This window comes from Sphingomonas canadensis, assembly GCF_026013525.1.
Classification (GTDB): domain Bacteria; phylum Pseudomonadota; class Alphaproteobacteria; order Sphingomonadales; family Sphingomonadaceae; genus Sphingomonas; species Sphingomonas canadensis.
This window is the reverse complement of the sequence record NZ_JAPDRA010000003.1, coordinates 48,063-61,746: the sequence shown is the minus strand read 5'-3', so window position 1 is coordinate 61,746 and position 13,684 is coordinate 48,063. Positions and strand designations below refer to the sequence as shown.

Annotated in this window: 13 protein-coding genes; 6 read left to right on the top strand and 7 right to left on the bottom strand. The window is 68.8% G+C overall.

Annotated elements, in window-relative coordinates; translation table 11 throughout:
- Nucleotides 1-201: 201 nt before the first annotated feature.
- Nucleotides 202-777, top strand: a complete 576-nt coding sequence (locus OM513_RS07800; protein ID WP_264943606.1) for a hypothetical protein — start codon at nucleotides 202-204, stop codon at nucleotides 775-777.
- Between the two features lie 190 nt (nucleotides 778-967).
- On the opposite strand, the gene dnaJ is transcribed toward OM513_RS07800, so the two are convergent.
- Both dnaJ and dnaK read right to left on the bottom strand, forming a co-directional pair.
- Nucleotides 968-2,095 (bottom strand): molecular chaperone DnaJ, encoded by a 1,128-nt coding sequence (dnaJ, locus tag OM513_RS07795; RefSeq protein ID WP_264943605.1) that lies wholly within the window; start codon nucleotides 2,093-2,095, stop codon nucleotides 968-970.
- A gap of 139 nt (nucleotides 2,096-2,234) precedes the next feature.
- Nucleotides 2,235-4,139 (bottom strand): molecular chaperone DnaK, encoded by a 1,905-nt coding sequence (dnaK, locus tag OM513_RS07790; RefSeq protein WP_264943604.1) that lies wholly within the window; start codon nucleotides 4,137-4,139, stop codon nucleotides 2,235-2,237.
- Between the two features lie 154 nt (nucleotides 4,140-4,293).
- On the opposite strand from dnaK, the gene OM513_RS07785 reads away from it, so the two are divergent.
- Complete coding sequence (locus tag OM513_RS07785; RefSeq protein ID WP_264943603.1) at nucleotides 4,294-4,761, top strand: copper chaperone PCu(A)C; 468 nt, start codon at nucleotides 4,294-4,296, stop codon at nucleotides 4,759-4,761.
- A gap of 116 nt (nucleotides 4,762-4,877) precedes the next feature.
- Entirely contained in the window at nucleotides 4,878-5,327 is a 450-nt protein-coding gene (locus OM513_RS07780; protein WP_264943602.1) for a PH domain-containing protein, read from the top strand.
- A gap of 66 nt (nucleotides 5,328-5,393) precedes the next feature.
- Here the strand turns inward: OM513_RS07780 and OM513_RS07775 are convergent, their stop codons facing one another.
- The 5 genes from OM513_RS07775 to OM513_RS07755 all read right to left on the bottom strand — a co-directional run bounded on the left by OM513_RS07775 (nucleotide 5,394) and on the right by OM513_RS07755 (nucleotide 9,638).
- Complete coding sequence (locus OM513_RS07775; protein ID WP_264943601.1) at nucleotides 5,394-5,885, bottom strand: vgr related protein; 492 nt, start codon at nucleotides 5,883-5,885, stop codon at nucleotides 5,394-5,396.
- Between the two features lie 40 nt (nucleotides 5,886-5,925).
- Complete coding sequence (locus OM513_RS07770) at nucleotides 5,926-7,530, bottom strand: hypothetical protein (protein ID WP_264943600.1); 1,605 nt, start codon at nucleotides 7,528-7,530, stop codon at nucleotides 5,926-5,928.
- 143 nt (nucleotides 7,531-7,673) lie between these two features.
- Entirely contained in the window at nucleotides 7,674-8,099 is a 426-nt protein-coding gene (locus tag OM513_RS07765; protein ID WP_264943599.1) for a hypothetical protein, read from the bottom strand.
- 121 nt (nucleotides 8,100-8,220) lie between these two features.
- Complete coding sequence (locus OM513_RS07760) at nucleotides 8,221-8,727, bottom strand: hypothetical protein (protein ID WP_264943598.1); 507 nt, start codon at nucleotides 8,725-8,727, stop codon at nucleotides 8,221-8,223.
- Nucleotides 8,700-9,638, bottom strand: a complete 939-nt coding sequence (locus OM513_RS07755; protein ID WP_264943597.1) for a hypothetical protein — start codon at nucleotides 9,636-9,638, stop codon at nucleotides 8,700-8,702. Before OM513_RS07755 ends, OM513_RS07760 begins: the two co-directional genes overlap by 28 nt.
- Nucleotides 9,639-9,839: 201 nt before the next feature.
- Here OM513_RS07755 and uvrA point away from each other — a divergent pair, with 201 nt between their 5' ends.
- From uvrA to OM513_RS07740, 3 genes are all read left to right on the top strand, one after another.
- Nucleotides 9,840-12,821 (top strand): excinuclease ABC subunit UvrA, encoded by a 2,982-nt coding sequence (gene uvrA / locus OM513_RS07750; protein WP_264943596.1) that lies wholly within the window; start codon nucleotides 9,840-9,842, stop codon nucleotides 12,819-12,821.
- A gap of 137 nt (nucleotides 12,822-12,958) precedes the next feature.
- Nucleotides 12,959-13,225 (top strand): hypothetical protein, encoded by a 267-nt coding sequence (locus tag OM513_RS07745; RefSeq protein WP_264943595.1) that lies wholly within the window; start codon nucleotides 12,959-12,961, stop codon nucleotides 13,223-13,225.
- A 156-nt stretch (nucleotides 13,226-13,381) separates the two neighbouring features.
- On the top strand, nucleotides 13,382-13,609 hold the full coding sequence (locus OM513_RS07740) for a hypothetical protein (protein WP_264943594.1): 228 nt from the start codon (nucleotides 13,382-13,384) through the stop codon (nucleotides 13,607-13,609).
- Nucleotides 13,610-13,684 lie beyond the last annotated feature (75 nt).

Below are 13,684 nucleotides of genomic sequence, written 5' to 3'. Positions count from 1 at the left end.
GGCCGGTGCCGTTTTGTCTGGTTGGCCCCGTTGATGATGCCGAACTAGCGAATCGGGCCTGAGACGATCCTGAACCCGGCTGACAGCTTACGTTCACGTAACGAACAAGCCGCGGCGCACCGCCGCACTTCACGGGTTTACCGGATTTTTGTACAGCGAATGCAGGCTGTTGCCACCCGTTCGTCTTTCGGGGAGGGATCGATGAAGCCGCTTCTGCTAACCCTTACTTGTCTCGCGCTGGCCGCCTGCGTTCCGCCCGCGGGCAACGATGCGCAGCAGCGCGGCACCGGCGCGGACAACGCCGTGGAGGGCGCGAACGAAGCCGCCGCGCCCGCCGCCGAGGCGGAACCGGCACCCCAGACCGCCTGGCGCTATGCGGAGAAGAAGGACGAGATGCGCGGCAGCACCCAGCGCATCGCCCAGGTGGAGGCGACCGAGCCGATCCGCCTGCCCTTCCCCTATGGCGAGAGCGCGCCCGTGCTGAACATCCGCCAGGACCCGAAATACGGCTTCGACATCTTCATCACCGCGAACGGCCAGTTCCTCTGCCGGTCGTGGGACGATGACACGATCAGCGTGAAGTTCGATGGCGGCGCGATCCGCAACTGGGCCTGCGCCGATGCCGACGGCGGCTCTTCCGACATCGTGTTCATCGTCCGCGCCAGGCCGTTCCTCGCCGAGCTGAAGAAGGCGAAGCGCATGATCGTGGAGGCCGAGATGTACGAGGCCGGGCGCGTCCAGATGAAGTTCGACGTGGCGGGGCTGGACTGGAAATAGGGCCGGCCCGGCGTATCGCATCGCGCCTCAGATCCGGGCCGCTCTCCCCGGCCGTTCGTCCTGAGCGTATCGAAGGGCGGCCGTCCAAGGGGGTATCGCAAGCGGCAGGGCGCCCTTCGACAAGCTCGGCACGAACGGGGCAGATTTAGAGTCCGTCCTGTTCAGGCGGCACCACCCGCCGCGCGCGCCTTCACCCCCCCAGCGCGGACTTCACCTTGGCGAAGAACCCCTGGCTCTGCGGGCATTCGTCGCCGGTCTCGGTCTTGCGGAATTCCTCGAGCAGTTCCTTCTGGCGCGCGGAGAGCCTGGTCGGCGTCTCCACGTCGATGCGCACGATCAGGTCGCCGCGCCCGCGCCCCTGGAGCACGGGCATGCCCGCGCCGCGGTGGCGCATCTCGCGGCCCGATTGGGTGCCGGCCGGAATGCGGATCGGGATGCGCTCGCCGTCCAGCCCGGGGATGTCGATTTCGCCGCCCAGCGCCGCGGTGGTGAAGCTGATCGGCGCGCGGGCGCGCAGGTTGGTGCCCTCGCGATCGAAGATGCCGTGCTTGGCGACATGGATGAAGATGTAGAGGTCGCCCGGCGGCGCGCCGCGCGGCCCCGCCTCGCCCTCGCCCGACAGGCGGATGCGCGTGCCGTCGTCCACGCCGGGGGGCACGTTGATGCTCAGCGTCTTGGTCTTCTCGATCCGCCCGTCGCCGCGGCAGCGGGTGCAGGGATCGCTGATCACCTCGCCCGCGCCGTGGCAGGCGGGGCAGGTGCGCTCGATCATGAAGAAGCCCTGCTGCGCGCGCACCTTGCCATGGCCGTTGCAGGTGCCGCAGCTCTTGGCCTGGGTGCCCGGGGTCGCGCCCGATCCCTCGCAAGCGTCGCAGGCGGTGGAGACGTCCACCGTGATCTCGGTCTGCTTGCCGTGGAAGGCGTCTTCCAGCGTGATTTCCATGTCATAGCGCAGGTCGGCGCCGCGGCGCTGCTGGCGGCCGCCGCCGCGCCCGCCCATGAATTCGCCGAACACGCTTTCGAAGATATCGCTGAACGCGCCGAAATCGCCGCCCCCGCCGAAGCCGCCCGGGCCGGCGCCGCCGCCGTTCTTGAAGGCCGCATGGCCGAACCGGTCATAGGCCGCGCGCTTCTGCGGGTCCTTCAGCACCTCATAGGCTTCGCTGACGGCCTTAAACTTGGCCTCGCTGTCCTTGCAGCCCCCGTTCTTGTCGGGGTGAAACTGCATCGCGAGCTTGCGATAGGCAGCCTTCAGCGTCGCGTCGTCCGCGGTCCGCGCACAGCCCAGCAGCTCGTAATAATCGACTTCGGTGGTCATGCCTCACGCCCTCTCCCCCTGAGGGGAGAGGATCGGAAGAGGGGCGCCGCGCCAACAACTGCAACCATCGCCCACTCCATACCAGCCCCCTCTCCCCGGCCCCCTCCCCGCGCGTGCGGGGAGGGGGAGGGAGTCCAAATCAGCCCTTGTTCTCGTCCACTTCGGAGAACTCGGCGTCGACCACTTCCTCGCCGTCCTGCTGGCCGGCGGGAGCGGCGGAGGGGGAAGCCTCGGCCTGCTGCTGCTTCTCGTAGATCGCCTGGCCCAGCTTCATCGCGACCTGGGCAAGGTTCTGCGACTTGGCCTGCATCTCCGTGGCGTCGCCGGTCTCCACCGCGGCCTTCGCCTCGGCGACGGCGGCCTCGATCTCCGACTTGAGCGAAGGATCGACCTTGTCGCCGTTTTCGGCAAGCTGGCGCTCGGTGGTGTGGATCAGGCTTTCGGCGTTGTTGCGCGCCTCGGCCGCCTCGCGGCGCTTCTTGTCCTCCTCGGCGAACTTCTCCGCGTCGCGCACCATCTGGTCGATGTCGGCTTCGCTGAGCCCGCCCGAGGCCTGGATGCGGATCTGCTGTTCCTTGCCGGTGCCCTTGTCGCGCGCGCTGACGTTGACGATGCCGTTCGCGTCGATGTCGAACGTCACCTCGATCTGCGGCACGCCGCGCGGCGCCGGCGGGATGCCGACCAGATCGAACTGGCCCAGCAGCTTGTTGTCCGCCGCCATCTCGCGCTCGCCCTGGAACACGCGGATCGTGACCGCCTGCTGGTTGTCGTCGGCGGTGGAATAGACCTGCGACTTCTTGGTCGGGATCGTGGTGTTGCGATCGATCATGCGGGTGAACACGCCGCCCAGCGTCTCGATGCCCAGCGACAGCGGGGTCACGTCGAGCAGCAGCACGTCCTTCACGTCGCCCTGGAGCACGCCGGCCTGGATCGCCGCGCCGATCGCCACCACCTCATCGGGGTTCACGCCGGTGTGCGGCTCCTTGCCGAAGAATTCCTTCACGACCTGGCGCACCTTGGGCATGCGGGTCATGCCGCCCACCAGCACCACCTCGTCGATCTGCGCCGCCTTCACGCCCGCATCGGCCAGCGCCTTGCGGCACGGCTCCAGCGTGCGCTGGATCAGCTCGTCCACCAGCCGCTCCAGCTCGGCGCGGTTGATGGTCTTCACCAGATGCTTCGGCCCGTTCTGGTCGGCGGTGATGAAGGGCAGGTTGACCTCGGTGGTCTGCGCCGACGAAAGCTCGATCTTGGCCTTCTCGGCGGCTTCCTTCAGCCGCTGCAGCGCCAGCTTGTCCTTGGTCAGATCGATGCCCTCGACCTTCTTGAACTCGTCGGCCAGGAACTGGACCAGCTTGGAATCGAAGTCCTCGCCGCCCAGGAAGGTGTCGCCGTTGGTGGCCTTCACCTCGAACACGCCGTCGCCGATCTCCAGCACGGAGATGTCGAAGGTGCCGCCGCCCAGGTCATAGACGGCGATCGTCTTGCCGTCGTTCTTCTCCAGGCCATAGGCGAGCGCGGCCGCGGTCGGCTCGTTGATGATGCGCAGCACGTCGAGGCCCGCGATCTTGCCGGCGTCCTTGGTCGCCTGGCGCTGGGCGTCGTTGAAATAGGCGGGAACGGTGATCACCGCCTGCGTCACGGTCTCGCCCAGATAGCTTTCGGCGGTTTCCTTCATCTTCTGAAGGATGAAGGCGCTGATCTGGCTGGGGCTGTAATCCTCGCCGCCCGCGTTCACCCAGGCGTCGCCATTGGGGCCGCGCGCGATCTTGTAGGGCACCAGCTCGGTGTCCTTCTTGGTCACGGGATCGTCGTAGCGGCGGCCGATGAGGCGCTTCACCGCGAAGATCGTGTTGTCCGGATTGGTGACCGCCTGGCGCTTGGCCGGCTGGCCGATCAGCCGCTCGCCATCCTTGGCGAAGGCGACGATGGAGGGCGTGGTACGCGCGCCTTCCGCATTCTCGATCACCTTGGGCTTGCCGCCTTCCATCACGGCGACGCAGCTATTGGTGGTACCCAGATCGATCCCGATTACTTTAGCCATGGTCCTCGTCGGCCCCCGTCATTCGAATTTCAACACTTCACCCGCGCCCCTGAAGCGGCAACGCGGGCTTTCCGCAAGGCGATATAGGTGGGCTTCTTCTTGCCGCAAGACGGGGGCGGTTCTACGGGAATTCCCGAATCGGGAGCTGGTGAAGATGCGCATGTTCTGGGGCGCCGCGGCGCTGGTGATGGTGGCCGGGTGCCAGGCGGCGAAGCCGGCCGATCCGGCGGTGGAAAAGGCATGGGTCCGCCTGCCCGCGGTGCAGGGAAATCCGGGCGCCGCCTTCCTCACGATCCGCGCGGGAAACAAGCCGCTGACACTGCTGTCGGTCTCCGCCCCCTTCGCCACGCGCACCGAGCTGCACGAAAGCATGGCCGCCGATCACGGCTCCTCCTCGGGCGCGGGCGGCCATATGATGACGATGGCGCCGGTGAAGCAGATCGACGTGCCCGCCGGAGAGACGGTGAAGCTGGCCCCCGGCGGCAAGCATGTGATGCTCTACGACGTCGCCCCCGGCGTGCAGCCGGGCGCGAAGGTGCCGCTGACGCTGGTTTTCGCCGACGGCAGCCGGATGGAGACCCAGGCGATCACGCTGGCCGCGGGCGACGCCGCGCCCGAATAGCCGCGATCCTGGCAGTTTTGCTGATCCGGTAGAATTCCGGACCCCGCGGTGAGTTGCGGCCCGCCGCGACGGCGCTATCCTCCCCCAAACGCCACCCAGGGGGAAGGACCGCGCCCATGACCCAGACGATCGACCGTTTCCGTTCCTCCACGCTCGGCTGGGCGCTCGGCACGCTGCTCGGCTGGGGAACGCTGCTGCTGTGCCTGGTCGGCGTCGGGCTGATCATCCTCCTGGTGAAGTGGATCGCCAACCTGGCCGTCACCTATGAGCTGACGCAGGACCGGCTGATCCTGCACAAGGGCATCTTCGTGAAGTCGATCGACGAGATCGAGCTTTACCGCATCAAGGACGTGCGGATCGATTTCACGCTGATCAACCAGCTTTCCGGCATCGGCACGATCACGATCACCTCGTCGGACGAGACGACGCGCGACGCGCCGCTGGTGATCCGCGACGTATCCCAGGCCCAGGCCCGGCGCGAGAAGCTGCGCGAGCTGGTCAACGCCGCCCGCCTGGCGCGCGGCGTGCGCGAGATCGATATGGTGCAGGAAGGGCTGACGGGCTGAGGCCGGCTTTCGCCGCCGCCGCACCGCGTGGCGGATAAGACCGGCACCGCGCCGTTCCCGCACCGCTCAACCCGTACCGAACGGCAGGATGCTCTCCAGCGTCGCCAGCGGCGGCGCGCCAGGCACCAGCGCGCCCTGCCGCATCACGAACACGTGGCGCACGATCTCCGCCTGCTGCTCGATCCCGTAGCGGTCGAGCGTCCAGCCCGGGCGTACCGCATAGCTGTAGCTGCAGAAGGGGTGCCGTCGCAGCACCAGATTGATCCCGCGCTGGTGCTGCCAGACATGCACGAGTTCGTGGATCAGCAGCCCCTGGGCGCTGAGCGGCGCGGCGGCGAAGCAATCGCGATAGGCCGGCCCCTGCGGGTGGAAATGGATATGCCCGCGCGGCGCCATCACGATGCGGCGCGGCTGGAACGACCACCATTTGCGCCGACGGATGCGCACCGGGTCAAGATCGATCGCGCCGCCGAACACCCCCTCCGCCAGCGCGCGCTCGGCCGCGGTCAGGGGGCGTTCGTTCGGGTCTGCGGCGGTAGCGTCCATGCCGTCGAACATAGGGGCGATCCCCCGCTGCGCCAGCGCCCGTGCGGGCCACTCAGCCGTCGATCGACGAATCGTTCGAAAGCCGGGCGGGCGGCGGCGGAGGAGGCGGTGGCGGAGGGGGCGGCGGCGCCGGGCGGAATACCGGCGCAGGCGGCGGTGACGGCGGCGCCCGGAACACCGGGGCCGGTGGCGGCGCGGACCGTACCGGGGCCGGCGAGGGTGCCGATCGAACCGGAACCGGCGGCGGCGCAGACCGCGCGGGGGCCGGGGGTGCCACAGCCGCAGGAGCCGGCGGCGACCACATCGACGCGGGTGGCGCAGGCGGCGCGGGCATCTGCCGCACCGGGCGCGCGCCCTGCGGATCGGGAGCGCTACGGTTCAGCGGCGGGCGGCGGGGCGCGTCGCTGAACGGCCGCTCGCGCATGACTGGAGGCGGAGGTGGCGGCGGTGGCGGTGGCGGTGGCGGCGCCACCATCGGCACCGGCACCGGCAGAGGCTGCGGAACCGGCACGAGCACGGGCGGCGCCGGAACCGGGTTCACCGGCACCACCGGGCGCAGCACCCGGCGGCCCGGCATGGGCGCGGGCGCAGGACGCGGCGGCGGCGCGGGCACCATCACCGGCGGCGTATCGGCATCGGCGGGCGGGGGGTTCTCGAAACGCGGGGGCGGCGTACCCGTGCCGGGAGCGGGCGGTTGTCCGCCCTGCGGCGGCCGTGGCGGACGTCCACCGGCTCCGGCACCAGGTCCGGCACCAGGCCCTGCGCCGGGATTCCCGCCGCCGGGTCCGCCCGGCCGCGCGCCCGGAGGCCGGCTTCCCGGAGGTGCCGGAGGCTGAGCCCCGGGCCGCTGTCCTGTCCCCGCGCCGGGGTGCGGATGCTGGCCGCCGGGATGCGGGCGCGGCGTCCACCCCGGGGGCGGCGGCTGGAACTGGCCCGGCGGGGTGCCGTGCCAGCGCCCCTCGCCCCAGCGGCGGAAACGGTCGGCCTGTTCCTCGCGGCGGTGGCGTTCGCCGTCGCGGCGGCGGTGGTCGCGATCGCCCTTGCGTCCGCGATGGTCGCGCCAGCCCTGGTGCCGGTGCGCACCCTGTTCCCAGGTCTGGAACAGGTCCCAGGCGAACCAGTTCCAGTCGAGCCAGATCGCGACCTCCACCGGGCGCGGCCGGTCACGCAGGCGCCATGCCTCGCGGAGCTGTCGCCCGCGCTGGTACGCCGTCATCGCGTCGCCCAGCCAGGCATCCGCCATCGCGCGCGGCAGCACCTCGCCGTCCGGCCCATGCACCACCGCCACCTGCGCACCCAGGAAGGCGTAGCTGTGCCCCGGGTCGCGCGCCAGGAAGGGCGCGTCGGCGCCCGGATCGAAATAATAGCTGTAGAGCCCCTCGCCGCGCTGCTCGACGATCATCAGCGATCCGTCGTCCAGCTCCCAGGCCCAGGGCTCGGCGCCGGCGAAATAGAAGGCATAGTCGGGCGGCGCCTCGCCCACGGTTTCGGAGATGTCCATCGCCCGGTCGATCCAGGCATATTCGTCGGCGCCGGTGATATCGGCCCAGACGGGCGGCGGCGGCGGCGCGATCTGCACCGCATAGCCGCTGTCATAGGTACAGCCGGCGAGCGCCAGCGCCGCGCCCAGCATCCCCGCCGTAGCCAACAGCCGCACCCGCGGCGAAATCCCGGCCTTCCCCATGCCGCCCTCTCACGCTTGCAACACGCGCAGGATCGGCCTGCCGCGATGAACCACGGCTGACTATAGCGGGTTTGCGCCAGGCTGGAACGGCCGCGAACGGCCCCGTTCGCCCCCGATCAGTATCCGTCCAGCATCAGCAGGTCGCGCGGGGCGCCATATTCGCCGGGCCACGGCTCCCAGGCCACGTCGGTCGGCCCGATCACGAAGGCCTTGACCTTCCACTTGCCCTTCTCGCGCTTCAGCAGCGCGATCGTTGTGTCGCCGTCGAAGAAGCCCTCGCGGATCTCCTCGGCATAGCGGGTCTTGGTGAAGTCGATCGGCTTGCCCGCCGGGGTCTGCGGATGGACGATCGCGAAGGCCCAGTCGCCCTTGGCGCGCAGTTGATCCACCACGAACTTCACCGGCTGGCCCAGGTCCTTCTGGATCGTGGGGCGCAGCGCGTCGAGCAGCGTCTTGCGCAGCGGGTTGCCCACGCCGACGTCGGTCACGCCCTGCACGGCGGCCACGATAGCGATCGGCGCGATCAACAGGGCGGGATTCATCAGGCGGGCTCCAAGGGTTGTTGCGCAGCCGTGATAGCATCGCGCCGCGCGATGGGAAGACCGGATGGAAATGCCGCAGCAACATTCCGGGACAGCGCCCGCCGCCCTGCCCCGGCCGGCGCTATTGCACGGGCGCGCTGGCGTTGCCGGCGGGCTGCTGTTCGGGCTGTTTCTGGTCCTTCTGCGGTTCGCCCTGCTTCGGGCCGGGCTTGTTCGGCGCCTGTCCGTCCTGCTTCGCGGGCGGGGTGCAGGCGGTGGAGACCGCGTCGGCGCTCACCCACAGCAGCGCCAGCCCGGCCGCGAACATCGCGATCCATACCGGCGCCTTGGTCAGTGCCTCGATCAGCTTGCCGATCGAATCGAGCAGCATGTTGACCGGGACCGCCTTGTGCGCGCCGGCTCCGCCGTCCGGCGCCCACAGCGCGGCGAGCTTCTCGACCAGCGCCATCACCGCCCCCGCCACGCCGATCGCGATCGCCGCGGCCAGGAACCACCACACCAGCTCCAGCCCCCATCCGCCCATCGCGGCGGAGAGCTTGTTGCAATAGTCCTGCATCTTGTCCTCCATCCCGTTGTGAAGCCCGGCTTCGGCGCGGCGGGTCAGGCCATCTTCGCGCGCACCACGCACTGCTGGAGCTTCGCCTGCAGCTCATCGAGCTGGATGGTGACGAAGCGCTTCTCCCGCTGCTGAAGCAGTTGAAGGGCCAGCGCGGCCTTGGCCCGCCCGGCATCGGTGTCGAGGTTCGATAGGAGCTGGGCATCGAGGTTCTTCCCGGCGTTCTTCACCTCCTCACCCGCCGCCCGTGTTTCTCCCGCAGCAACCTCCTCCTGCTTGAACAGCTTCTTCAACTCGTCGGTCACCCCGGCGGCGTCATATTTTCCCGAATCGCTCAGCCGGGTGGCCAGCACGCGCTCGACCGTGAGCAGCGCCGCCAGCACCATCTCGAAATACTGCCGCTCGGCGGGCACCGAGACGCTGGCGGGCGCATCGATTCCAAGCGCGCGCCAAAGCCCCTTCGCGCCGCCACCATCAGCGCCGGGAAGTTGCGCCGTCCTATCGAAATAATGCGCGCCGACCGACTCCATCTTGATGCACAGCAGCGCATCCAGCGCTGCGTTGAGGATGCCGGCCTTCTCCTTGGGTGCAAAATACCGGTTCGCACCGCCGGCCACCGCAGCGCCCCCCGCGATGATCGTCGCGCTGTTGTCGCCGATGCCCAGCGGCCCCGCCATCGCGGCGGTTGCCAGCGCGAGGAACGACGGAACCTCGAAAATCCGCCGTCCGTCCGTCGCCTGAACCTGCGCGCAGCGATAGGCGAGCACGAAATTGTCGATCAGCCTGGCAGCGCCGTCGATGGTCCGCGCGTCCAGCGCTACCGCTGCCTTCGCCGCGCCGGGGCACTTCTCAACCACCGCCGCCGTGCTGAGATTCACCGGCGGAGGCGCGAAGCTGAACGTCTGGCACCCCGCAAGCAGCGATCCCGCCGCAACCACCCCGGCCAATGCGCCGGCTTTCCGCACGATCCTGCTGCCCGTCATTCCTTCCTCCATCGCTGTTGGAGCCCCGAAATCCGGCACAGGATGCGCGATCCCCCTCCCCCCCGCGCGTGACCGCCGTCACGCCGCGCGACGATCCGCTTGCCGCCCGCCGCCGCAGCCCCCAAATGACCCGGGGCGCGTTGACCTGATGCGCCGCCTTCTGTACCCACCGGAACATAACTGGAACGGTCCCGACGCCCCATGGCACTCACCACCATTTCCGTGCGCGGCGCGCGCGAGCACAATCTGAAGGGCGTGGACGTGGATATCCCGCGCGACACGCTGACCGTGATCACGGGGCTTTCCGGATCGGGCAAATCCAGCCTGGCGTTCGACACCATCTATGCGGAGGGGCAGCGCCGCTACGTCGAATCGCTCTCCGCCTATGCGCGCCAGTTCCTGGAGCTGATGCAGAAGCCCGACGTCGAGCATATCGAGGGGCTGAGCCCCGCAATCTCGATCGAGCAGAAGACCACCAGCCGCAACCCGCGTTCCACCGTGGCGACGGTGACCGAGATCTATGATTACATGCGCCTGCTGTGGGCGCGCGTCGGAGTGCCGTACAGCCCGGCCACCGGCCTGCCGATCGCGGCGCAGACGGTGAGCCAGATGGTGGACCGCGTGCTCGCGCTGCCGGAGGGCACGCGCCTGCTGCTGCTCGCCCCCGTCGTGCGCGGCCGCAAGGGCGAGTATCGCAAGGAGCTGGCCGAGTGGCAGAAATCGGGCTTCCAGCGCGTCCGCATCGACGGCGAGACCTATCTGATCGAGGACGCCCCCGCGCTCGACAAGAAGTACAAGCACGATATCGAGGTGGTGGTGGACCGGCTGGTCGTCCGCCCGGACATCGCCACCCGGCTGGCCGAAAGCTTCGAGACCGCGCTCAAGCTGGCCGAGGGGCTGGCCTATGTCGACCTGGTGGACACGACGGTGGCCGATCTAGCTCCCCTCCCGCTTGCGGGAGGGGCTGTCCGGGAGATCCCCCAGACGTTCGTTGCGGAAGGCGACACGCCCTCCCCCGACCCCTCCCGCAAGCGGGAGGGGAGTTTGGGCGGCATGAAGAACACCGGTCTCCCCCCCAACCGCATCGTCTTCTCCGAAAAATTCGCCTGCCCGGTCAGCGGCTTCACCATTCCGGAGATCGAGCCGCGGCTGTTCAGCTTCAACGCGCCCCAGGGTGCCTGCCCGGCGTGCGACGGCCTTGGCGAGCGGCTGGTGTTCGACGAGGACCTCGTCGTCCCCAACCATGATCTCAGCATCAAGAAGGGCGCCGTGGTCCCCTGGGCCAAGTCCAACCCGCCCAGCCCCTATTATATGCAGGTGCTGGGCAGCCTGGCGCGCGAGTTCGGATTCAGCCTGGAAACGCCGTGGAAGGACCTGCCCGGCGAGGTGAAGCTGATCATCCTCCACGGCACCGGCGGCAAGCCCGTCACGCTCACCTTCGTCGACGGCAAGAAGTCCTACGACGTGCGCAAGCCGTTCGAGGGCGTGATCGGCAACCTCAACCGCCGCATGCTCCAGACCGAGAGCGCCTGGATGCGCGAAGAGCTGGGCAAATATCAGGCAAGCCACCCGTGCGAGACCTGCGAAGGCGCGCGGCTGAAGCCCGAGGCGCTGGCGGTGAAGGTGGCGGGGCAGGACATCAGCCACGCCACCCGCCTTTCCGTGGTGGACGCGCTCGCCTGGTTCAAGACGCTGCCGCAGAGCTTCACCCCGCAGCAGGCGGAGATCGCCCGCGCGATCCTGAAGGAGATCGACGAGCGGCTGGGCTTCCTCAACAACGTCGGGCTCGATTACCTCAACCTCGATCGCACCTCGGGCACGCTTTCCGGCGGCGAGAGCCAGCGCATCCGCCTGGCCAGCCAGATCGGCAGCGGGCTTTCGGGCGTGCTCTACGTCCTCGACGAGCCCTCGATCGGCCTGCACCAGCGCGACAACGACATGCTGCTCGCCACGCTCCGGCGGCTGCGCGATCTGGGCAACACCGTGCTGGTGGTGGAGCATGACGAGGACGCGATCCGCACCGCCGACCATATCATCGACATGGGGCCGGGCGCGGGCGTCCACGGCGGCCAGGTGGTGGCGCAGGGCACGCTGGAACAGGTGCTGTCGAGCGAGGGCAGCATCACCGCCGACTATCTGAACGGCACGCGCCGCGTTCCCCTGCCCCTCGTCCGGCGCAAGGGCACGGGCAAGTTCGTCACCGTGGAAAACGCCACCGCCAACAATCTGCGCGGCGTGACGGCGAAGATTCCGCTCGGCACCTTCACCTGCATCACCGGCGTCTCCGGATCGGGCAAGTCCAGCCTGACGATCGACACGCTCTATGCCGCCGCCGCGCGCCAGCTAAACGGCGCGCGCGTGCTGGCGGGCAAGCATGACCGGATCACCGGGCTGGAACAGCTCGACAAGGTGATCGACATCGATCAGTCGCCGATCGGCCGCACCCCGCGCAGCAACCCCGCGACCTACACCGGCGCCTTCACCAACATCCGCGACTGGTTCGCCGGCCTGCCCGAGGCGCAGGCGCGCGGATACAAGCCCGGCCGCTTCAGCTTCAACGTCAAGGGCGGCCGCTGCGAGGCATGCCAGGGCGACGGCGTGCTCAAGATCGAGATGCACTTCCTCCCCGATGTCTACGTCACCTGCGACGTGTGCCACGGCGCCCGCTACAACCGCGAGACGCTGGAGGTGAAGTTCAAGGGCAAATCCATCGCCGACGTGCTCGACATGACGGTCGAGGATGCGGTGGAGTTCTTCAAGGCCGTGCCGCCGATCCGCGATCGCATGGCGATGCTGGCGGAGGTGGGGCTGGGCTATGTGAAGGTCGGGCAACAGGCCACCACGCTGTCGGGCGGCGAGGCCCAGCGCGTGAAGCTCAGCAAGGAACTGTCGCGCCGCGCCACCGGCAACACGCTCTACATCCTCGACGAGCCCACCACCGGCCTCCATTTCGAGGACGTCCGCAAGCTGCTGGAGGTACTCCACGCGCTGGTGGACCAGGGCAACACGGTGGTGGTGATCGAACACAACCTCGACGTCATCAAGACCGCCGACTGGATCATCGACCTCGGCCCCGAAGGCGGCGTGAAGGGCGGCGAGATCGTCGCCGCGGGCACGCCCGAAGATGTGGTGAAGGAGGAACGGAGCTTCACGGGGCGGTATCTGCGGCCGTTGTTGGGGTGAGGTGTTCAGTCACACCGGTGTGAATCAATAACAGCCATGCAAGGCCGCATAGCGCACAGCAATTCCGGCCCTTGCCACCAATATTACCGCGCCCAACAATGGCCGCCCGCAAGTCATGTAAAATCCGGGGGGACGGCATGAGCCAGGCATTTCAGGTGCTTTTTCTGATCTTCGCGGTGGCGTTCCCGTTTATCGCGATGCCTCTGATGTGGCGCCGCATGAAGCGCGTCCGCGGCCAGGTTTACGGCGAGCGCGAGGAACCGTTGCACGAACAGCCGTGGCAGGAACCGGCTGGCGAAGCCGGAGCCGAACGTGGACTCGCCCGCTCCAGCAGCCCCAATGACGAACTCATCGCGCTGGGTGACCGGGCGCGGCACGGTCGCTGGCCGCTCGACAACCAATAGCGGAGCCGCCAGCGGTCCTCCCATATTCCACGGGACGGCTTCCGCCCGCCCCAGCTTCCCGCCCATCCCCCCATTCCACCGCGATGGGCAGTCCCCGCCCTGTTCGCACTTGCGAATTCGCGCGCGCCGCAGCAATCGGGCGGCGGGGGAAGGTTGATGGATTCGCAGAAGCTGCTCGGGCTGTGGCCCTATGTCCTGGTCGCGGCCGTGCTCGCGGGCGTGGTGTTCGCCGTGCGCATGCGGGTGGAGGCGCGGCGCAGCGCCCAGCGCGTCGAACGCGCCGAGGAGCGCCGCCGCAACATCGCCTATGACAAGCTGTGGCGGATGGTGATGCTCCGCCCCCGCCTCCAGCGCCTCACCGATCAGCGCCCGCGCGACGAATAGGGTCCGCGAAAAACCGCTGTCCTACAGACCCCCGGCTGGCATAGCTGGCCTGTCCGCCCCGCTGCACCAAGCGAA